This window comes from Halorubrum sp. Ea1 (assembly GCF_002252965.1).
GTDB lineage: Archaea > Halobacteriota > Halobacteria > Halobacteriales > Haloferacaceae > Halorubrum.
Genome location: NZ_NHPG01000131.1, coordinates 15,533 through 35,827, shown reverse-complemented (window position 1 = coordinate 35,827; position 20,295 = coordinate 15,533). Strand labels below are relative to the sequence as shown.

The following is a 20,295-nucleotide window of genomic DNA, read 5'->3' as shown; positions in this document are numbered from 1 at the left end:
GGACCGACCGGGTCGCCGTCGCGGTCGGGCTCGCCTCCGCGGTCGGCTTCTTCCTCGCCGAGAAGGCCACGGCGGTCGTGCAGGCGGTCGGCCTCACCGAGCTGTACGTCGGTCGAGCGGCGTTCGGGAGCGTCGCCGGCGTCGACGGGCTCTCCCCCGTCGCCGCCGCGGCGCTGCTGTTCGCCCCCCTCCTGCTCCACGGGTTCGCCACGACCGTCGCCGCGGTGGGCGCGAGCCGGGACCGGACGGCGTACGCGCTCACGCTGGCGCTGGCGACGCTGCTCCACGCCGCGTACAACTTCGGGGTGGTGAGCGTTCATGGGTGACGCGGAGCGCCGCGGGGGGACCGCCGGACGAAGCAGCCGACTGACCATCGCCGGTCGCGAGCTTGCGGGCCTGCGCGCGGAGAAGACGATCCTGCTGGCGGTCGCGATACAGCTGTTCATCGCCGCGTTCTCGTCGTTCCTCGTGGTCGGGCTCGTCTCGATGTACGACCCCGGCGCGCTCGGCGGCGCGGAGGTGGAGGTGGCCGGCGCGGGCGACGCGGTGAGCGATCTCGAGCGAGCCGCGAGCGAGGTCGACGGGGCGTCCGTCACGCGCTACGAGGACGCGGGCGCCGCGCGGCTCGCGTTCGAGCGCAACGCCGCCGACGCGGTGGTGGTCGCCGATCGGAACGACGAGGGGCGGATCGTCGCGCGCGTCACGGCGCCGGACGCGACCGTCGAGACGACCGTGATCGTCGTCCAACTCCGCGAACTGCTCCGGACGTACGAACTGAACGAGCGCGCCGACCGGACCGCGTACCTGACCGAGTCGCCGCTCCCGCTGCCCGAGCGGACCGGCTCCAGCCCGTACTTCACGTTCACCTACACCGTGTTGATCCCGGTGTTGGTGTTCCTCCCCGTCTTCATCTCGGGGTCGCTCGTAGTGGACTCGATCACCGAGGAGATCGACGAGGGCACCCTCGAACTGCTCCGGGTCGCCCCGGTCACGCTGGGGGAGATCATCGACGGGAAGGCGCTCGCGGCGGTCGCGATCGCCCCCGGACAGGCGCTGTTGTGGCTGCTGCTTCTCCGCGCGAACGGCACGCCAGTCGCCAACGTCCCGTCGATCCTCGCGCTGATGACCGCGCTGACGACGCTCGTCGTCGCGCTGGCGGTCGCCATCTCGGCGCTCGCGCCCGACCGCCGGGCCGCGCAGTTCCTCTACTCTATCGGCGTGCTCGTTCTGTTCGGCGGCGCCACGGCGATGGCCGGAGGGCCGGCGAACGCGGTCGCGCGGCTCGCGATCGACAGCGCCGACGCGAGGACGACCGCCCTCGTCGTCGCCTACGTCGGCATCGCCGCGGTCGCGTACGCCGGGGTCAGACGGCTGGTCGCGGCGAACGGCTTCGGGGACTGAGGGACCGGCGCACCGCGATCCCGAAAAGTTAGAAAAATAATAGTTTTTAGGTCCCGCGCGGTCGTCGTGGAACGCGGTGATCACATGTCTTCGCCGTCAGCGGTCGACGCGTTCCCCGGATTCGTCGCGCTCGACGCGCTAGCGGTGCTCGAGGGAGAGCGCCCCGGTGCCAGCGTCCAGCTGACGGAGGGGTACTTACACGGCCAACAGCGGATGCTGGAGGCGATTGACCGCCCCGACGTCACCGACGACCGGGTCGACACCTGTCAAGAGTCCCGGCGGATCTGGGGGGACCTCCACGTCGACATCGGCTCTCGTACCGAGGGGAACCTCCAAGAGGCGTCGACCCGTCTCCGCGACCTACTCCGCGGGCTCCCGGAGGTCCGGTATCTCAGGGATCGGTACCCGGAGACCTGTTTCGTCGTTCCGGAGTGGCTCCGGACGCCGGGCGAGGTCCAGTACGGGGCCAGAGTGTACTTCTTCGCCGACGAGGCGCCCGCGCCCGACGAGATCCTGGATCGAAACATCCGGGCCGTGCTGGACGAGTCGCCGGGAGCGTTCGACCGGTATCTGGGCTCGCTCCACGGCTATCCGGAGTGCTGTGTCGACTACTACGCGGGGGCGAAGCGGTCGCCGGCGGCCGAATCGCCGGAAGCGAGGTCGATCGCTCCGCTCGCGGATATCGTGGACGAGGAGCGGGTACACGGAGGGGCTCCCTCCTCGTCGTCCGTCACCGAGATACTGCCGGGGTTCTTCGAGCGCCCGCAGAGCTACGCCTTCTTCGCGCACGCGTTCTACCCGGAGCCGGAGTGTGACGCGGCGCGGCGGACCGGCATCTCGATATACGAGACGCTCGCCGAGAGCCTCCCCGAGTCGCTGGTCCGGGACTACTTCCGGGTTAATTTCGGCTGGTCGTACCTCCTCGAGAGATCGGCCCGACGACGAGTCGACTGCGTCCCCGAACCGGGAGCCTTCGGGCGTGAGCACGCGTTGCTGTACCTCCCGCTGCAGATACTGCTGGAGACCGGGGTCTACTGAGACGGACATCGGCTCCCGGGTCGACTCGGCGCTCGCCGGTCCGAATCACCGCTCGCCGGTAACGCGGTCGGCGAGGCGCTGGACCCACCCGGCGGTCGGTAGCTGCCAACCGTACGCGACCGCGACCAGTCGGGTCCCGACGGTCACCGCGGCGCACGCGCCGGCGGCGAGTCCGCCGAGGCCGCCCGGCGCACCGAGGCCGCCGAGCGCGCCGACAGCCCAGTACGCGCTCCCGCCCAGCACCGCGCAGCTGGCGTAGAAGTCGTCGAAGAGGATGAAGGGCGCGCGGTCGAGGAGGACGTCCGCGAACGCGCCGCCGCCGGCCGCGTTGATCGTCGCGACTGCGACGACGCCGAAGGCGGACACGCCGGCGTCCGTCGCGACGATCGCGCCGGCCGTGGCGAAGGCGGCGAGGCCGACGGCGTCGGCCGCGAGCGTGATCGGGTGCGTGTCCGGCGATTCGAGGACGACGCTGAGGGCGATCGCCAACCCGACGCCGACGAGTCCGAGCGCGATCTCGACCGGCGACTGGAGGGCGAGCGGGACCCGGTTCACGAGCAGGTCGCGCGTCACCCCGCCGGCGAACGCCATCGCCAGTCCGACGATCGCGACGCCGAACAGATCGAACTCCTCCCGGATCGCCTTCGTCGAGCCCACGAGGGCGAACGCGACCAGGCCGACCGTGTTCATGACGGCGAACGGGTCGCCGAACAGGGTCGACGCGAGCCCGCCCGTCACTCCCCGAAGGCCCCCAGGCTCGACTGCAGCTCTCGGCCCGCCGCCTCGTCGGTGAGCTCGCGGCCGACCAGCTCGCGGGCGTCGACCGCGTACGTGGACCCGCCGCGGTCGAGCACCAACACCCGCCCCTTCCAGCCGCGCACGGTCCCGGCCGCCATCGTCTCCGCGACGGGGCGTTCGTCGAGGTCGAGCCCGTAGTCGAACGCGAAGCGCTCGATCGGGTCGAAGCGTTCGAGGAGCGCCGCCCACGCCGACTCGTCGACCGCGCGGCCGAACCCCGCGAGCTTCGTCGGCACCCGAACCCGGTCGACGAGGTCGTCGCGGTCGGCCAACTCGGCCTCCACCTGTCGGGCGACACGCCCGTCGGGCAGGGTTCTGACGTGCGCGGCCCGGTCCGCGCCCTGCTCGCGGAGCCGCGTCTCCAGCCGCCACAGCCGCGTCACCCCGACCTTCAGCACGTCGGGGGCGAACGCGGCGAGGTAGAGCGCGTGCTCCTCGTGACAGTCCATCTCGTCTTTCAGACACGTGCCCGTGCACCGCGCGCACACCCAGACGCTCCCGTGGGCGTCGCAGTAGGGGGCATCGGAGGCGTCGCAGGCGACGTGCTCGCCGTCGTGGACGGTCCCCGCGCAGCGGCGGTCGCCGAGCCCGTAGGCGAGCTCCGTCCCGGCGGTCGCCTCGACGAACTCGACCGCGCCGCCGCTGGCGACGTAGAGCCCCTCGCCCGACTCGTAACCCACGACTTGCACGCGCCCCCGTACGGGGAGCCGCGACTTATGCGCGTCGTCGGCGGAGCCCGAGACGGACGCGACCCGGGAGGCACCGGCGCAAGAGTCAACACTCTTCGAGCCTCCTAGACGATCTTTGATGATGGACTCTGACGACCCGCTCGCGGACGTCTTCGTCGCGAACGTCATGACCGAACCGGTCGAGACGATCGACCCCGAGGCCTCGGCGGCGACGGCGGCCGAACGACTGATCGAGTCGGACATCGGCTCGATTCTGGCGGGCGCCGAGTCGCTGCCGCCGGACGGCATCCTCACGGAGTCCGACTTCGTCCGCCTCGCGGCCGAGGGGCGTGATCCCACGGCGACGACCGTCGAGGAGTGTATGAGCTCCCCCGTGATCACGGTGCGCCCGTCCGACTCGATCGGGGAGGCGGCCGGGACGATGGCCGACCGCAACGTCAAGAAGCTTCCCGTCGCCGAGCCGCAGACCGACGGGCTCGTCGGGATCGTCACCACGACCGACGTGGCGAGGTACGTCCCGATCCACGAGTTCCACCCGGAGGAGACGGAGTGAGCGACCAGAGACGGCCGAACCTCGCGCCGGTCGCGGACCGGCCGCGGTCTTTATTCCGTGTCGCGTGCGATCGCCCCGCATGATCGACGCCGCGCTCGCGACGGACGAGGGCGACGAGGGGGTCGACCTCGCGCTCACCGTGACGAACGAGGGCGAGGACCCGGTCACGCTCCGGTTTCGGACCGGCCAGCGCGCCGACTTCGCGGCCTTCGAGTCCGCCGCCGCCGACGCGGCGGGCGACCCCCGTCGGAGCACCGCCGGGCCGGTCTGGCGACACGGCGAGGGCCGGGCGTTCACGCAGGCGCTCGGCACCGAGACGCTGGCGCCGGGCGGGTCGGCGACGTACGAGGGGACGTGGCGGAGCCCGCGACCGGGCGTCTACCTCGTCGTCGGGACGCTGACCGCAGAGGAGCACGACGCGGAGGCGACCGCGACGGTCACGGTCGGGTGACGTCCGGCGGGCGCACCTCAGTCCGAGCCGGCGCCGTGGACCGCCTCCTCGACCGCCGCCGCGAGCAGCTCGCGCGTCCGGTGGCTCGACTCGGCGTCGGTCCGGACCTCGATCAGGTGCGAGCCGTCGGCGTCGCGGGCCCGCTCGCACGCCGACACGAGCTCCGCGGCGGTCTCGGCGGGGTCCCCGACCGCCTCGGGCCGCGCGTCGACCCGCGCGTACGCCAGCCCGTGGAGGTCGGCCATCGGCTCGAACTCGATGCCGTGCGGGGTCTTGAACGACTCCGTGAACGGCGGCTCGAACGACTCGATCGGCAGGGCGTGGAAGATCCCGCCGCCGTCGTTGTTGATCAGCACGACCGTCGCGTCGACGTCGCACCGGTCGAGCGCGAGCAGGCCGTTGGCGTCGTGGTACAGCGCCAGGTCGCCCACGACGAGGGTGAGGTCGTCCGTCGTCGCCGAGCCCGCCCCGAGCGCGCTGGAGACGATCCCGTCGATCCCGCTGACCCCACGGTTGCCGAGCGCGGTGACGCTCGCCGTCGTCGGCCCGACGAACCGGTCGAGGTCGCGGACGGGCATCGAGTTTGAGACGAACAGCGTCGCCGGGTCGGGGAGCGCGTCGGCCACGGCGCGGAGCGCGTCGCCCTCGTGGAAGCCGGCCGGGTCGCCGTCGGCCGAGAGAGCGTCGCCGCCCTCGCTCCCGGTCGCGGCTCGCTCTCGGTCGTGTATCTCCCGAGCGACGCGGTCGGCCTCCTCCCACTGCGCTCGCCAGTCCGGGTCGCCGCCGCCACCGCCGGCGAGCCGCGAGAGGCGGGCGCAGAGCCGGCTCGGCTCGGCGACGACGAGGTCGGTCGCGGCGAACTCCGCCTCCCGCCAGCGCCCCGCGGGGTCGACCTGATACTGGTCGGCGCCGGTCCCGGCGAGGTACTCGCGGAGGTTCTTCGAGGTGGGCGACGCGCCGAGGCGGAGGACGACCTCGGGGTCGTCCCACTCGGTCGCCGGGTCGGACCCCCCGGCGTCGTCCCCGGCGACCGACGCAGAGAGGTACGCGTCGTACGCCCCGATCACGGGCGCGACGCGGGTGTGACCGCCGTACCGGACGTTCGAGAGCGGGTCGGCGAGCACCGGGAACCCGGTCGCGTGCGACAGCGCCGTCACCGACTCCGCGTCGAGGCCGGGCGGGTCCGCGGGGCCGGCGACGATCAGCCCGCGGTCGACCACCGAGAGTTCGTTCGCGAGCGCGCGGAGCTCGTCGTCGCCCGGCTCGGGCGATCCCGGCGTCACGTCGACGTAGGGGCCGTCGCGACCGGCCGCGGAGACCGGGTCGAGGTCGGCGGGCACGTCGCCCGGCACCCGCGTCGGCTCCAGCGGCTTCTTGAACGGGACGTTGAGGTGAACCGGGCCGGGGTCGGCCCCCTCGGCGGTCGCGACGGCTCGGCCCACGGTGGTCCGCAGCGATCGGAGCGCGCGGTCGTTCGGCGCCGGCTCGGGGAGGTCCTTATAAAAACGGACGGCGTCGCCGTACAGCTTCTCCTGGTCGGCGGTCTGGTTCGCGCCCGAGTCGCGCAGTTCCGGCGGGCGGTCGGCCGTGAGCGCGAGCAGAGGGACGCGGGCCTGGCTCGCCTCCATCACGGCCGGGTGGTAGTTGGCGGCGGCGGTGCCGGAGGTGCAGATCAGCGGCGTGACGCTCCCCGTCCGCCGGGCGCGGCCCAGCGCGAAGTAGGCGGCGGAGCGCTCGTCCAGCTGCGAGAAGACGCGGAGGTCGTCGCGGTCCGCGGCGGCCATCGTCAGCGGCGTCGATCGGCTGCCCGGGGAGACGACGACGGCGTCGACGCCCGCGGCGACGAGCTCGTCCACGAGCGCCCCCGCCCACAGCGCGTTCCGGTTCGGCGCGGTCATTGCCACCGCTTGGTGGTCGATATTTAAATACTCCCGCGGGTCGGCCTGGCCGGATTCGTTATACCCGGTCCAGCCGCGAGAGCCCGTGCCACACCGCGTCGACGAGGCGGTCCTCACCCTCGCCCTCGGCGTCGTCCCAGCCGCGGGCGATGGCATCCTCCAGCACCGGCACGGGGTGGTTCTCGAAGTTGTTCATCCCGCGGAACGTCTCCAGCGCCTCGCGGTGGGGCTCGCCGAAGGCGTCGCCCTCGGCCGCCTCGCTCCCGGCCGCGTCGCCCTCGGGCGCATCGCTCTCGTCGAGGAACCCGAGGTCGGCGAGCGTCGCCGCGACGGCCGCGGCCGCCTCGCCCGTCAGCTCCCGGGTCTCGTCGGGCGCCTCGCGCTCCAGCAGGGTGACGTCGTACAGCTTGAACACCCGCTCGAGCTCGTCGATCGGGCCGTCGTGGTCGTCGACGCGCACGTCGATCCAGCGGTCGTTCCGGCCGTCGTACCCGCCCTCGGGCTTGGCGACGTACAGCACCGCCGACTGCTCGCCGCGCTTGTCGCCGCCAGCCTCGTTGCCGGCGTGGAGCGCGGCGATGAGCCGCTCGGGGAGGCCGCCGTCCGTCTCCTCGAACGCGTCCGCCATCGCGGTCAGCGTCTCGGCGTTCTCCAGGATGTTGCCCTGCACGGTGTAGCCGTCGCCCTGCAGGTCGCCGGCGTAGTCGTGGCACTCGTCGCCGGTGAACGCGGCCGGCTCGCCGTCGAGGCCGACGACGCCGACCTGTCGGGAGGGCGCCTCGTCGTCCGCGCTCGTGAGCGCGTCGACGACCGCCTCGGCGTCGCGGCCCTCCCGGAGGCGGTCGAGGCCGTCGGGGCCGTAGGCGACGTTCGCGAAGCTCTGCGTGGCGACCGCGCCGGCGTCCGCGCTGACGAACGGGACGACGGCGCCGACGCTGACGAACTTCGACTGGACCGCGACGCCGACGGCGTCGGTCTCCGGGTCGCGGGCGGCGATCGAGAACGTCGAGGGACGAGGTGGCATGCGGTTACACGGATCGGCGGCCGCCCTCATAAGTTCGGTCGGGTCGTCCGGGCGGTCCGCCCCTCGTCGACGTCGGCGTCGCCGACGCCGCGCCCCGCGCCGCCGCTCGCGGTCGCGTTCTGCAACGCTTATGCACGCCGACCGACTTCGATCGGGTATGAGCGACGACGACGCCGTCGACGTCGAGGTCGAGTCCTCCGACGACGCCGCGGCCGACGCGGCGAGCGCGAACGGAACGGCGGAGGCGACCGCCGGGGAAGCGAGCGGCGAGCCGGCGGGCGGGACCGACGCGGAGAGCGACGTGACCGACGCCGAGGCCGACGCGGACCGCGAGGCGCTGGCCGCCGCCGTCGCCGAGCACGACGAGGCGCTCGCGCGGGAGGTCGCCGAGCTGGAGGCGGAGCTCGCGGAGACGCGCGCGGACCTCCTCGAGACCGAGGAGGAGGTCGAGGAGCTGACGAGCAAGCTCGCCCGCGTGAAGGCGGACTTCAGCAACTACAAACAGCGCGCGAAGCGCAAGCAGGACGAGATCCGCGAGCGCGCGTCCGAGAAGCTCGTCGAGCGGATCACCCCGGTCCGCAACGACCTCCTCCGCGCGCTCGACCAGGAGGCGGGGAGCGATCTCCGCCCCGGCGTCGAGTCGACGCTGGAGAAGTTCGACGAGGTGCTCGCCGAGGAGGGCGTCGAGCCAATCGCGCCCGACCCGGGCGACGAGGTCGACCCGTCCCGCCACCAGGTGATGCTCCGCGTCGAGAGCGACCAGCCCGAGGGCACCGTCCACGAGGTGTACGAGCCCGGCTACGAGATGGGCGACCGCGTCGTCAGCGAGGCGAAGGTCACCGTCAGCGCCGACGGGTCGTAGTCGACGGCCCGGGCCCCCGTCCCGTTTTCACTCCTCGCTTCCGTACCGGCCCGCGATCTCGTCGAGCCCCGCGTCCGGCTCGGCGGCGTGGGGCACCGACAGCGGCGAGACCGACACCTCGCCGTCGACGACCGCCCGCCGATCGGTGCCGATCGGGTCGGGCACGTCCTCGGGCGTCATCCGCCCCCAGATCGGATCGGAGATGGCGACGCCGCCGTTGCCGTCGGAGGTCGCCTCCATCCCGTACCACTCGGACGGCGTGGTGACGCGCATCGGCGCGGGGTCGACGGCGCGGTCCGAGCCGCCGGGGTCGGCCGCGACCGGCTCCGAGCCGCCGTCGGCCTCGGCCGACGCCGCCATCGGCGCGTTGACGTTGAGGTAGTCGGCCCGCTCGAAGGCGCCCGCCGCCGGGGCCTCGTTGACGAGGAACCGCGTGGCGCGCACGGCGTGCGCGAACGACGCCGGCGGCAGGTCCCGCTTCCACCAGTCGTCGCCGCCCGGCACGTACATCGACGTCGCGATTCCGGGGACGCCGAAGAAGGCGCCCTCGACGGCCGCCGAGACGGTCCCGGACCGTCCGAGCGTGTACGCGCCGAGGTTGGCGCCCTCGTTGCACCCGGCGACCACGAGGTCGGCGTCCGGGACGAGCTCGTCGAGGCCGGCGACGACGCAGTCCACGGGCGTCCCGTCCACAGCGTACCCCAGCTCGTGCTCGCGGACCTCGACGTCGGCGGAGATGGCGCGCCCGATCGAAGAGCGGTCGCCGGTCGGCGCGACCGCGACCACGTCGTAATCGGCCGCGAGCGCGTCGTACAGCGCGCGGAAGCCGACGGCGTCGACGCCGTCGTCGTTCGTCAGTAGGATCCGCTCGACGCTCATACCAGTACATCGGGCGGTTCGGACAAAAGCCCACCGTCGGCGGCGGGCTGTCGGCGCCGCCGCGCCGAACGGAAAAGCCCACGTATCCCGGGGCCCCATCGTGCGACATGGGATTCGGGGACACGGCCAAGAAGATCCAGACGCTCGCCGACAAGGCCGAGCGCACGTACCAGAAGATCAACGAGCTCCGCAACGAGGTCGAGGAGACCCAGACGACCGTGGTCGACACCTCCGAGCGCGTCCAGCGGCTGGAGAACGAGATGGCCGAACAGCGGGCCGTCCTCGACGCCGTCGCGCGCGAGGTCGGCGTCGACTTGGAGAGCGTCAGCACCGAGGCGCACATCACCGAGGCGGAGCGCGCCGCCGCGGAGAGCTCGCCCGGGAGCGCGACCGGGGGCGCCGGATCGGCCGAGAGCGACGGCGGCGAGCCGGGGGACGCGACCGACGGGGCGAGCGAGGACGCGGCGTAACCCCTATTCGGCCGGTTCCGCCGTCTGGTCGGCAGATTTCTCTCCGTCGGCGGCCCGCGACACCACCTCGGCCGGCACGCCCGCGACCGTCGTTTCCGGCGGGACGTCGGCGGCGACGAGCGAGTTCGCGGCGACCTGCGCCCCCTCGCCGACCGTGACGCCCGGGAGGACGACAGCGCCCGCCCCGATCATCGCGCCCTCCTCGACGACGACGTCGCCGAGTCGGTACTCGTCGCTGAGGAACTCGTGGCACAGCAGGGTCGCGTCGTAGCCGACGATCGCGTCGTCGCCGACGGTGATCCGCTCCGGCCAGAACACGTCGGGCGTCGACTCCAATCCCCACGCGACGCCGGTCCCGACCGCGACGCCGATCCGCCGCAGCAGCCAGTTCTTCAGCCGCAGGCTCGGGCAGACCCGCGCGAGCACGATCACGACGTAGTTCCGGACGACGACGAGCGGCGACTTCGCGTCCGGCCACGACCACAGCGAGTTCCGCGGGCCGGGCGTCGCGTGGCGGTCGAGTCGCTCGGTCCGGGAGTCGTCCGCCGCATGGTCGGCCGCGGTCGCGCCCGCGGCGTTCGTCGGTTCGGCCGCCGCGCCACCGTCCTCGTGAGTCACGAGGGCCCGTTCGGGCGGCTCCGGTAAAAGGGTCGCTGACGGGGGCGCGCTACTCCCGCAGCTCGTTCATGTGTTCGATCCGCCGCTCGACGAGATCGCTCGTCCCGACGTCGTGGCGGATCCGGAGCCCGTCGCCGGCGGCCGAGAGCCCGTCTTCCGCCTGTCGCTCGGCGGCGGCGATCGAGTCGCCGCGGCCCACGACCGCGAACGAGCGCGAGGTGGTCGTGTACAGCCCGTCGTCGCGCTCGTCGACGCTGGCGTAGTAGAGCAGCGCGTCGCCGACGCTCTCCTCGTCGACCGCGATCTTCGCGCCCGCGTCGGGATCGACCGGGTAGCCGTCCGGCACGGCGTACTTACAGACCGTCGCCTCGCCCGAGAAGTCGAGTTCGGGGAGCGCGCTGCCGTCGCGCGCGGCCGTCAGCACGTCGACGAACGGGGTCTCCAGCACCGGAAGCGCGTTCATCGCCTCCGGGTCGCCGAAGCGCGCGTTGAACTCGACGACCTTCGGCCCCGCGTCGGTGAGCATGAACTGGCCGTAGAGGACGCCCTTGTAGTCGGGGAGCGCGTCGACGACCGCCTCCAGCACGTCGACGGCGGCCTCGTAGTCGCCGTCGTCCATGAACGGGAGCGAGCGGCCCGTGTCCGAGTACGAGCCCATCCCGCCCGTGTTCGGGCCCTCGTCGCCCTCGTAGGCGCGCTTGTGGTCCTGCACCGCGGGCGTCGTCCGGACGTCGCCGTTCGCGACGAACGCCTGGACCGTGAACTCCTCGCCGACCAGGCGCTCCTCCAACACGACGCGGTCGTAGCCGGAATCCCGGAGGTACGCCTTCGCCTCCTCGGCGGTCACCTGATCGCCGATCACCTTCACGCCCTTCCCGCCCGTGAGCCCGGCCGGCTTCACGGCGAGGTCGCCGTCGGCCGCGTCGATGTAGTCGCAGGCGGCCTCCGTGTCGTCGAACACCGCGTAGTCGGGACAACCGGGGATCGACGCCTCCTCCATGAACTCGCGCTGGTACGCCTTGTCCGTCTCCAGGCGCGCCTCCGCGGCCCGCGGGCCGAACGCGTACACGCCGGCGTCGTCGAGCGCGTCGGCGACCCCCGCCGCGAGCGCCGACTCGGGACCGATCACGGCGAGGTCGGCGCCGACGTCGGTCGCGTAGTCGGCGACGGCCTCGGCGTCGGTCTCGTCGATCGACTCGAACCCCTCGGCAAGCCGTCGGATGCCCGGGTTCCGGTTGCTCGCGCAGGCGTACAGCGCGCAGTCGTCGGCGACCGCGCGGGCGATCGCGTGCTCGCGTCCGCCGCCGCCGACGAGGAGTACGGTCTCGGTCATGCCCGACGGATACGTACATGGTAGTGTAAGCTTTACTTTCCACTCGCACCGAGATAGCCATATACGTGGATCGTTTGCGGGAGCGACGCCCGAACCCGCCCCTCGTGTGAGGCTTTTTGCCTCGCCGGGGCGAACCGCGGGTATGACACAGCCGACGGAGCGGAACCGCCTCGACGACGAGGCGAGCCCGTACCTCCGACAGCACGCCGACAACCCGGTCCACTGGCAGCCGTGGGGCGACGAGGCGTTCGAGCGCGCCCGAGAGCACGACGTGCCCGTGTTCGTCTCCATCGGCTACTCCTCCTGCCACTGGTGTCACGTGATGGCCGAGGAGAGCTTCGAGGACGAGGGGGTCGCGGAGGTGCTCAACGAGTCGTTCGTCCCGATCAAGGTCGACCGCGAGGAGCGCCCCGACGTCGACAGCACGTTCATGACCGTCTCACAGCTCGTCACTGGCGGCGGCGGCTGGCCGCTCTCCGCGTGGTGTACCCCAGAGGGGAAGCCGTTCTACGTCGGGACCTACTTCCCGCCCGAGCCGCGCCGGAACCAGCCCGGGTTCCGCGACCTCTGCGAGCGCATCGCCGACTCGTGGGCCGACCCCGAGCAGCGCGAGGAGATGGAGCGGCGCGCCGAGCAGTGGACGACGAGCGCCCGCGACGAGCTGGAGTCCGTGCCCGACGCGGGCGCGGCGGGCGACACGGAGGCGCCCGGCGCCGACCTCCTCGACGAGGCCGCCGCCGCCGCGGTCCGCGGGTACGACGACGAGTACGGCGGGTTCGGGAGCGGCGGCGCGAAGTTCCCGATGCCCGGGCGGATCGACCTGCTCCTGCGCGCCTCCGCCCGGAGCGGCCGGGACGCCGCGCTCACGGCCGCGACCGGGACCCTCGACGGGATGGCGCGCGGCGGGATGTACGACCAGATCGGCGGCGGCTTCCACCGGTACGCGACCGACCGGCGGTGGACGGTGCCGCACTTCGAGAAGATGCTGTACGACAACGCGGAGCTCCCGCTGGTGTACCTCGACGGGTACCGCCTCACCGGCGACCCGGCGTACGCCCGCGTCGCGAGCGAGACGCTGGGGTTCCTCGACCGCGAGCTCCGCCACGAGGCGGGCGGCTTCTTCAGCACGCTCGACGCGCGGAGCGCGCCGCCCGAGAGCCGGCGGGGTGACGCGAGCGGGAACGGGCGCGGTCGCGCCGACGTCGAGGGCGCCTTCTACGTCTGGACGCCCGGCGAGGTCGACGCGGTCCTCGACGAGCCGGGCGCGTCGCTGACGAAGGAGCGGTACGGGATCGAGTCGGGCGGGAACTTCGAGCGCGGCACGACCGTACCGACGATCGCGGCGTCGGTCGCGGAGTTGGCCGAGGACCGCGAGCTCTCGGTCGAGGAGGTCCGCGAGCGCCTGACCGAGGCCCGCGTCGCGCTGTTCGAGGCGCGAGAGTCGCGCCCGCGGCCCGCCCGCGACGAGAAGGTGCTCGCGGCGTGGAACGGCCGAGCGATCTCCGCGTTCGCGAGCGCGGCGGGCGTCCTCGGCGAGGAGTACGCCGCGATCGCCGGCGAGGCGCTCGACTTCTGTCGCGACCGGCTGTACGACGCGGAGACGGGTGCGCTCGCCCGGCGGTGGCTCGACGGCGACGTCCGCGGCCCGGGGTACCTCGACGACCACGCGTTCCTCGCGCGCGGCGCGCTCGACGTCTACGCCGCCACCGGCGACCCGGAGCCGCTCGGGTTCGCGCTGGAACTGGCCGAGACGATCGTCGCGGAGTTCCACGACGCGGACGACGGAACGATCTACTTCACGCGGGACCCGGAGGCGGGCGAGGGTGACGGGACGGCCGGGGACGGCGATGGGCCCCCCGCCGGCGACGGCGCCCTGTTCGCCCGCCCGCAGGAGTTCACCGACCGCTCGACGCCGTCGAGCCTCGGCGTGGCGGCGGAGACGCTGGCGCTCCTCGACGGGTTCCGGACCGACCGCGAGTTCGCCGCGGTCGCGGAGGCGGTGGTGACGACCCACGCGGACCGGATCCGGGCGAGCCCGCTGGAGCACGTCTCGCTGGTGCGGGCGGCCGAGCGCGTCGAGACCGGCGGGGTCGAGGCGACGGTCGCCGCCGACGCGGTGCCGGACGCGTGGCGCGAGACCCTCGGCGAGCGGTACCTCCCGGGCGCGCTCGTCGCGCCGAGACCGCCGACCGAGGCGGGGCTCGACGAGTGGCTCGACCGGCTCGACATGGACGAGGCGCCGCCGATATGGGCCGGGCGCGACGCGGTCGACAGCGAGCCGACCGCCTACGTCTGCGAGGGTCGGACCTGCTCGCCGCCGGAGGCCGACCTCGACGCGGCGCTGGCGTGGCTGGCGGAGCGGCGGTAGGCGAGCGACTCCGGACCGGCGGTTCGAGTGCCTCTCGGACAGCCGGCGGCGCGAGTAAGCCGCGGCGTAATTATATGCGTCCGTCACGACGCTCCGTCCATGCACGATTTCATCGTCGTCGGCGCCGGCCCCCCGGGCTCGCGGTTCGCCAGGCGGGCGGCCGAGGCCGGCCACGACGTGGTCGTCTTCGAGAAGGGGACCGTCGGCGAGCCGCTGGCCTGCTCGGGCCACGTCTCCGACGACGTCTGGGCGTACGTCCCCGACGAGGCACGCGACCGGCTCCTCCAGAACCGCGTGTACGGCGCGCGGTTCCACGTGGGCGGCCCCGGCTCGAAGGCGCACCCATTTTATAAAGAACGGCCGGTCTCGAACGTGATCGACCGCGTCGGGCTCGACCGGACCCTCGCCGACTGCGCGCGGGACGCGGGCGCCGACGTCCGCGAGGGGCACACCGTCCTCGACGTCGACGAGCGGTCGGATCGGGTCGCCGTCGAGGTCCGGACTCCCGACGGCGACGTCGAGACGGCGGAGGCCCGGATGGTCGCCGGCTGCGACGGCCCCACCTCTCGCGTGCGTCGATCGCTCGACCTCCCGGAGCCGGACGAGCTGCTCCACGGCGTGCTCGCGTTCGACGACGCGCCCGACGACGGCGACCTCGTCGACGTCCACCTCACCGCGCCGACCTTTTTCGCGTGGCGGATCCCGCGGGGGGACGCCGGCGTCGAGTACGGCCTCGCGGCGCCCCCGAGCGACGACGTCACGGCGATGTTCGACCGGCTCACCGACGCGTACGGCGCGACGACAGACCGGTTCTGCTCGGGGGCGATTCCGGTCGGGCCGCCGGACCGCGTCACGACGGACCGCGCGTTCCTGATCGGGGACGCGGCCGCGCAGACGAAGCCGTTCACCGGCGGCGGGATCCTGTACGGGATGACCGCGGCCGACGTGGCCGCGGACGTCGTCGACCCCGCGGACCCGGCGACGCTCGCCGACTACGAGGCCGGCTGGCGCGACGAGATCGGCCGCGAGATCCTGCTCGGAAAGGGGATCCGTCGGTGCTACTCGCTGCCGGAGCCGGTCCAGCGGCTCGGGCTGCGGGCGCTGTCGGGCGAGATCGGCGTCCACATGGACCGGCCGACCTCGTTCTTCTCGCCGGCGCACCTCCGTCGGCTGTTCTCGCGGAGCGACCCGCCGGAGTGAGCCGGGACCGGTCGGGGAACCGCCGCGGCGGAGTCCGGCCGTTACTCGCCGACGACCTCGGCGAACGAGACGTTCTCGCGGACGCTCGTGATCTCGACGGTCGGCTCGTCGCCCGGCTGGGAGTCGGGGACGATGACGACGTAGCCGCGTTCGATCTTCGCGATCCCGTCGCCCTTGTCGCCGAGCGTCTCGATCGTGACCTCGCGGACGTCGCCCTCGGAGACCGGCGGGCCGGCGGCGTCGGTCGGGGTTGTGCGGGCCTCGGAGGTGCCGGCACCGTTCCCCGCGACGTCCCGGTCCGGGGACGCGTTCGCCGCTGACTCGGTGGAAGCGGTATCCGCTCCTCCCTCTCGCTGTATCAATGCGACCCGATACGTCTCACCGGGGGTGACCGTCTCGTGTTCTATCTCCGACGACGGGACCGTGACGACGTGGTCCCCGTCGCGCTCCTCGACTTCCCCGGTGAACAGACACGCGAGCGAATCGGTGATCTCGACCATGCGTGACGTTGCGAACACGGTAATGAAAAGGTCCCTATTATTACCCGCGGTGAAAACGCCGTCAGAGGTCGGTCGCAGCCGCGCGGATTCCCGCCCCGGACACCCGCCGAACATAAACGTTTACCCTGTTCCGAATGAATCGCCGGTCATGAGCCGAAACTACGAGTCGCTCCACGATCCGAACGCGGAGTACACGATGCGGGAACTCTCCGCGGAGACGATGGAGGTCACGGGCTCGCGCGGCGGTCGCCGCGACGTCGAGATCACGGACGTCCAGACGACGATGGTCGACGGGAACTTCCCGTGGACGCTCGTCCGCGTGTACACCGACGCGGGCGTCGTCGGCACCGGCGAGGCGTACTGGGGCGCGGGCGTCCCGGAGCTAATCGAGCGCATGAAGCCGTTCGTCGTCGGCGAGAACCCCCTCGACATCGACCGGCTGTACGAGCACCTCATCCAGAAGATGTCGGGCGAGGGCTCGGTCGAGGGCGTCACCGTCACCGCGATCTCCGGGATCGAGGTCGCGCTCCACGACCTCGCCGGCAAGATCCTCGACGTGCCCGCCTACCAGCTGCTCGGCGGCAAGTACCGCGACGAGATGCGCGTCTACTGCGACTGCCACACGGAAGCGGAGGCGGACCCCGACGCGTGCGCCGACGAGGCCGAGCGCGTCGTCGACGAGCTCGGCTACGACGCGCTGAAGTTCGACCTCGACGTCCCCTCGGGGTTAGAGAAGGACCGCGCGAACCGCCACCTCCGCCCCGGCGAGATCCGCCACAAGGCGGAGATCGTCGAGAAGGTCACGGAGCGCGTGAAGGACGAGGCCGACGTCGCCTTCGACTGTCACTGGACGTTCTCGGGCGGCTCCGCGAAGCGCCTCGCGGACGCCATCGAGGAGTACGACGTGTGGTGGCTCGAAGACCCCGTGCCGCCGGAGAACCTCGACGTGCAGGAGGAGGTCACCAAGAACACGACCACGCCGATCGCGGTCGGCGAGAACCGCTACCGCGTCACCGAGCTGCGCCGGCTCATCGAGAGTCAGGCGGTCGACATCGTCGCGCCCGACCTGCCGAAGGTCGGCGGGATGCGCGAGACCCGCAAGATCGCCGACGTGGCGAACCAGTACTACGTCCCGGTCGCGATGCACAACGTCGCCTCGCCGGTCGCGACGATGGCGGCGACGCACGTCGGCGCCGCGATCCCGAACTCGCTGGCGATCGAGTACCACTCCTACGAACTCGGCTGGTGGGAGGACCTCGTCGAGGAGGACGTCATCGAGGACGGCTACATCGAGGTGCCGGAGAAGCCGGGCCTCGGCGTCACGCTCGACATGGACGCCGTCGAGGCGCATATGGTCGAGGGCGAGACGTTGTTTGACGAGGCGTAAGCCGGATCGAGCCAGCAGCGCGGAGCGCTGCGTTGTTCGACTGAGCGAAGCGAAGTCGAGCATAGAAATCTCTGATTTTCGCAGTTCGACTGAGCGAAGCGAAGTCGAAGGGGCCGGCGCGCCGAGCGTCGGATCCGACCGATATCGATGCCGGACATCTTGACAATCAAATAATATTTTATACCCGGGCATGGTACACGATGGCGGAGTCGACGACGCCCGAAGAGGAACGGCGGCGGCGTGCGGCGAACGCAATTCAGGAGGGCTCCGATCATGGACATCGATGACACTCCCGGCGACGAGTCGACGAGAACAGGGCTGAGGGAGGTCGCACTCTCGCACCGCTATCGATGGCGGCTGCTCTACTGCCTGTTCACGTATGCGAATCCGATGTGGCTCCCCGACGTCGCTCACCAACTCACGGTCTGGGACCGCGACGACGTCGACACCAGAGAGCGGCTCCGGATCTACAACGCGCTCTACCACGACCACGTGCCGCCGCTGCGAGAGGCGGACCTCGTGGCGTATCATCAGCCCGACGACGAGGTCGAGTTGGGGCCGGCGGCGGAGGCGGTCGAACCGGTCATCAGCGATCGGCTGGCGTCCGAGATAGACGACCTGCTGACAGCCGAGCGGACCGATACGGACGTCGCCGATCCGGTGGACTGATCGTCCGGTTCGGCCGCCCGGCGGCGGGTCCGGCACGATACCGGCCCGCCGTCGAACGGCAGAATCGAACGCGAGACGGGTGTGCGTCAGGCCCGGGACGCCACCTGGTCCAGCCGGACCGGGTCGAGCCCCCGCCGGTCCAGCTCCGTCTCGATCTCGCGGAGCCGAGGCGCGATCTCGTCCGGCTCGTGACTGTCGGTGCCGACGGTCACGCGCGCGCCGGCGTCGACGAGCCGGTCGAGGAACGCCGGAGCCGGGTGGAACGTCCCGTACTCGTCGAGCGCCCTACCGGCGTTGATCTCGGGGACGGTCCGCGACCCTCGGAAGGCGTCGGCGATCGCGGCGTAGTGGTCCTCGGTCGCGAACCCGCGGAGGTGCGGGTTCCGCTCGATCAGGTCCGGATGCGCGGCGACCGCGAACAGCTCCGAGTCGACGAGCGCGGTCAGCTTCTCGAAGTACCGCTCGACGAGCGCGCGCCGCTCCGACTCGGACTTGTCAGCGAAGTGCGAGCGAGCGTGGACGTTCGCGCCGTCCAGCTCGTGGACGCTCCCGACCGCGTAGTCGAAGTCGGCCTCGGCGAGGAAGTCGGCGATCGCCGCCTCGTGTGCGGGGTCGTAATCCATCTCCACGGCGTCGAACACGTCGACGTCGGCGTCCTCGCGGACCGCCTCGATCGCCTCCCGGCGCCGCTCGTACGTCAGGTCGAGGTTGAACCCGAGCGCCCGCTTGTACCGCTCCGCACCGGGCTCGGGCGAGACGTTGCAGTGGTCCGCGAACCCGATCCCGTCGAGGCCCGCGTCCGCGGCCGCGTCCACCATCCACCGGAGGAACGCCCCGTCGGAGTAGTTCGTGTGGGCGTGGTAGTCGTGCACGCGACATCGTAGGTCGCGCGGCGACTCGTAGCTTCTGGTCGACGAGCGACGCCGGCGGCGACTCAGTACCCAGTGCCCAGCGCCGAGTTCGCGGCGAGCACGGCGAACGTGACGCCGAACAGGGCCGCCAGGATCGCGAAGGAGACGCCCCAGCCGAACAGGTCGGCCGCGAGCCCGACGCCGAAGGAGCCCGCCGAGCCGATGACGGTGTAGACGGTCCGGACGAGTCCGAAGCCGGCGCCGCGCTCCGCGTCGCCGAGCGCGTCCATGAACCGCGGGTCGATGGCGGAGAAGAAGCTCGCGCCGGAGCCGGCCAGCAGCACCGCGACGGCGACGCCGACGAGCCCGGGACCGAAGACGAAGGCGGCGATACCGACCGCGCCGGCGAGCATCGCCGCGCCGATGGCGACGTCGCGGCCCGCACGGTCCGAGAGCCGGCCGAGCCCGACCTGCGCGACCGCCCGAACGACGAAGAAGGCGGAGAAGACGCCGGCCGCGAACGGCGGCGAGAACCCCCGGAACTCGACGAGGAACGTCGGGAGGAACGACATCACGCCCTGGACGACGTACGTGCCGGCCATCGCGATGAACAGCGGGAGGAGAATGCTCGGCCGCGAGAGCAGCTCGACGAGGGGCGCGACCGCGAACCGGTCCCGCATCGGCTGGTCGGGGCGCCGCGGCTCGGTCGGGCGGACGCGCCACGCGAACAGCAGGAACACCGGCACGCCGACCAGCGCGGCCAGCGCGACCGCGGGGCGCCAGCCGTACCGGACGCCGACCCAGGCCGCGGCGACCGGGGCCACGAGCCCGGCCAGCGGGCCGCCCGCGGAGTGGAGCCCGAACGCCGTGCCGATGTCGTCGAACGTCCGCGAGAGCAGCGTCGTCGCCACCGCGTAGTGGAGTCCGGCGACGAGCCCGAGGAGCACCGCCGCAACCACGAAGGCGGGGAAGACGGGCGCGAGCGCGAGCACCGCGCTCATCGCGGCTGTGCCGCCGACGGCGACGAGGATGACCGTCCGCTCGCCGTGGCGGTCCGCGAGCACGCCGCTCGGGAACTGGGCGGCGCCGTACGCCAGCCACATCCCGGAGAGCGCGACCCCGATGGCGGTGTTCGACACGGAGAAGTCGTCGACGATCAGCGGGACGACCGGGCTGATCGCCAGCCTGGCGAAGTAGGTCACCAGGAACGCGAGCATGCACAGCGACAGCACCGTGTGACGGTACTGCCAGCTCATCCCGCTGTCACTGACAAGGGGTGGGTCCGGTCGGGGGTCAACGCTTTCGA

General features: G+C 72.2%; 20 protein-coding genes and 1 pseudogene. 11 read left to right on the top strand and 10 right to left on the bottom strand.

From position 1 onward, the window contains the following. From DJ73_RS16475 to DJ73_RS16465, 3 genes and pseudogenes are all read left to right on the top strand, one after another. Nucleotides 1–326, top strand: a pseudogene (locus DJ73_RS16475) (PrsW family intramembrane metalloprotease); the annotation flags it as partial. Further along, nucleotides 319–1,401 carry an ABC transporter permease gene (locus DJ73_RS16470; RefSeq protein ID WP_094558503.1) on the top strand — a complete coding sequence of 361 codons (1,083 nt, stop codon included), beginning with the start codon at nucleotides 319–321 and terminating at the stop codon, nucleotides 1,399–1,401. The pseudogene DJ73_RS16475 and the gene DJ73_RS16470, both read left to right, overlap by 8 nt. A gap of 84 nt (nucleotides 1,402–1,485) precedes the next feature. Next, the gene (locus tag DJ73_RS16465; RefSeq protein ID WP_141212985.1) at nucleotides 1,486–2,439 is read left to right on the top strand and encodes a hypothetical protein; all 954 of its coding nucleotides are present in this window, start codon (nucleotides 1,486–1,488) and stop codon (nucleotides 2,437–2,439) included. Nucleotides 2,440–2,484: 45 nt separating this feature from the next. Here the strand turns inward: DJ73_RS16465 and DJ73_RS16460 are convergent, their stop codons facing one another. Together DJ73_RS16460 and DJ73_RS16455 are read right to left on the bottom strand one after the other, a co-directional pair. Beyond that, the gene (locus DJ73_RS16460) at nucleotides 2,485–3,177 is read right to left on the bottom strand and encodes a trimeric intracellular cation channel family protein (RefSeq protein ID WP_170938317.1); all 693 of its coding nucleotides are present in this window, start codon (nucleotides 3,175–3,177) and stop codon (nucleotides 2,485–2,487) included. After that, complete coding sequence (locus DJ73_RS16455) at nucleotides 3,174–3,926, bottom strand: DUF2797 domain-containing protein (RefSeq protein ID WP_094524732.1); 753 nt, start codon at nucleotides 3,924–3,926, stop codon at nucleotides 3,174–3,176. Before DJ73_RS16455 ends, DJ73_RS16460 begins: the two co-directional genes overlap by 4 nt. 121 nt (nucleotides 3,927–4,047) lie before the next feature. Here DJ73_RS16455 and DJ73_RS16450 point away from each other — a divergent pair, with 121 nt between their 5' ends. Both DJ73_RS16450 and DJ73_RS16445 read left to right on the top strand, forming a co-directional pair. Continuing rightward, a complete protein-coding gene (locus tag DJ73_RS16450) occupies nucleotides 4,048–4,479 on the top strand; it encodes a cyclic nucleotide-binding/CBS domain-containing protein (protein WP_176451154.1) in 432 nt (143 codons plus the stop codon). 79 nt (nucleotides 4,480–4,558) lie between these two features. Beyond that, nucleotides 4,559–4,930 (top strand): BsuPI-related putative proteinase inhibitor, encoded by a 372-nt coding sequence (locus DJ73_RS16445; RefSeq protein ID WP_094524730.1) that lies wholly within the window; start codon nucleotides 4,559–4,561, stop codon nucleotides 4,928–4,930. A gap of 17 nt (nucleotides 4,931–4,947) precedes the next feature. Here the strand turns inward: DJ73_RS16445 and menD are convergent, their stop codons facing one another. Beyond that, nucleotides 4,948–6,828, bottom strand: a complete 1,881-nt coding sequence (menD, locus tag DJ73_RS16440; protein ID WP_094558500.1) for a 2-succinyl-5-enolpyruvyl-6-hydroxy-3-cyclohexene-1-carboxylic-acid synthase — start codon at nucleotides 6,826–6,828, stop codon at nucleotides 4,948–4,950. A 58-nt stretch (nucleotides 6,829–6,886) separates the two neighbouring features. Next, on the bottom strand, nucleotides 6,887–7,852 hold the full coding sequence (locus DJ73_RS16435; protein WP_094558499.1) for a DUF1028 domain-containing protein: 966 nt from the start codon (nucleotides 7,850–7,852) through the stop codon (nucleotides 6,887–6,889). A gap of 157 nt (nucleotides 7,853–8,009) precedes the next feature. Here DJ73_RS16435 and DJ73_RS16430 point away from each other — a divergent pair, with 157 nt between their 5' ends. Further along, nucleotides 8,010–8,714 carry a nucleotide exchange factor GrpE gene (locus DJ73_RS16430; protein ID WP_094526157.1) on the top strand — a complete coding sequence of 235 codons (705 nt, stop codon included), beginning with the start codon at nucleotides 8,010–8,012 and terminating at the stop codon, nucleotides 8,712–8,714. Between the two features lie 27 nt (nucleotides 8,715–8,741). Here the strand turns inward: DJ73_RS16430 and surE are convergent, their stop codons facing one another. Beyond that, nucleotides 8,742–9,593, bottom strand: a complete 852-nt coding sequence (gene surE / locus DJ73_RS16425) for a 5'/3'-nucleotidase SurE (protein ID WP_094524726.1) — start codon at nucleotides 9,591–9,593, stop codon at nucleotides 8,742–8,744. Between the two features lie 107 nt (nucleotides 9,594–9,700). Between surE and DJ73_RS16420 the strand changes: the two genes are divergently transcribed. Next, a complete protein-coding gene (locus DJ73_RS16420) occupies nucleotides 9,701–10,063 on the top strand; it encodes a DUF5798 family protein (protein ID WP_094524725.1) in 363 nt (120 codons plus the stop codon). Between the two features lie 3 nt (nucleotides 10,064–10,066). Here DJ73_RS16420 and DJ73_RS16415 read toward each other — a convergent pair whose 3' ends face one another. Then, on the bottom strand, nucleotides 10,067–10,681 hold the full coding sequence (locus DJ73_RS16415; protein ID WP_094524724.1) for an acyltransferase: 615 nt from the start codon (nucleotides 10,679–10,681) through the stop codon (nucleotides 10,067–10,069). Between the two features lie 49 nt (nucleotides 10,682–10,730). Next, nucleotides 10,731–12,014 (bottom strand): phosphoribosylamine--glycine ligase, encoded by a 1,284-nt coding sequence (gene purD, locus DJ73_RS16410; protein ID WP_094524723.1) that lies wholly within the window; start codon nucleotides 12,012–12,014, stop codon nucleotides 10,731–10,733. Between the two features lie 142 nt (nucleotides 12,015–12,156). Here purD and DJ73_RS16405 point away from each other — a divergent pair, with 142 nt between their 5' ends. Continuing rightward, nucleotides 12,157–14,382 carry a thioredoxin domain-containing protein gene (locus DJ73_RS16405; RefSeq protein WP_094558498.1) on the top strand — a complete coding sequence of 742 codons (2,226 nt, stop codon included), beginning with the start codon at nucleotides 12,157–12,159 and terminating at the stop codon, nucleotides 14,380–14,382. A gap of 99 nt (nucleotides 14,383–14,481) precedes the next feature. Further along, nucleotides 14,482–15,582, top strand: coding sequence for a geranylgeranyl reductase family protein (locus DJ73_RS16400; protein ID WP_094558497.1), 1,101 nt, complete (start codon nucleotides 14,482–14,484; stop codon nucleotides 15,580–15,582). Nucleotides 15,583–15,623: 41 nt separating this feature from the next. Here the strand turns inward: DJ73_RS16400 and DJ73_RS16395 are convergent, their stop codons facing one another. Further along, nucleotides 15,624–16,082, bottom strand: a complete 459-nt coding sequence (locus DJ73_RS16395; RefSeq protein ID WP_094524720.1) for a TRAM domain-containing protein — start codon at nucleotides 16,080–16,082, stop codon at nucleotides 15,624–15,626. Between the two features lie 148 nt (nucleotides 16,083–16,230). On the opposite strand from DJ73_RS16395, the gene DJ73_RS16390 reads away from it, so the two are divergent. Beyond that, nucleotides 16,231–17,469, top strand: coding sequence for a mandelate racemase/muconate lactonizing enzyme family protein (locus tag DJ73_RS16390; protein ID WP_094526161.1), 1,239 nt, complete (start codon nucleotides 16,231–16,233; stop codon nucleotides 17,467–17,469). Between the two features lie 273 nt (nucleotides 17,470–17,742). Then, nucleotides 17,743–18,138, top strand: a complete 396-nt coding sequence (locus tag DJ73_RS16385; RefSeq protein ID WP_141212031.1) for a hypothetical protein — start codon at nucleotides 17,743–17,745, stop codon at nucleotides 18,136–18,138. 86 nt (nucleotides 18,139–18,224) lie between these two features. Here DJ73_RS16385 and DJ73_RS16380 read toward each other — a convergent pair whose 3' ends face one another. Together DJ73_RS16380 and DJ73_RS16375 are read right to left on the bottom strand one after the other, a co-directional pair. Beyond that, nucleotides 18,225–19,010 carry a PHP domain-containing protein gene (locus DJ73_RS16380; RefSeq protein ID WP_094524717.1) on the bottom strand — a complete coding sequence of 262 codons (786 nt, stop codon included), beginning with the start codon at nucleotides 19,008–19,010 and terminating at the stop codon, nucleotides 18,225–18,227. 62 nt (nucleotides 19,011–19,072) lie between these two features. After that, a complete protein-coding gene (locus DJ73_RS16375; protein ID WP_094526163.1) occupies nucleotides 19,073–20,245 on the bottom strand; it encodes an MFS transporter in 1,173 nt (390 codons plus the stop codon). Between the last annotated feature and the right edge of the window lie 50 nt (nucleotides 20,246–20,295).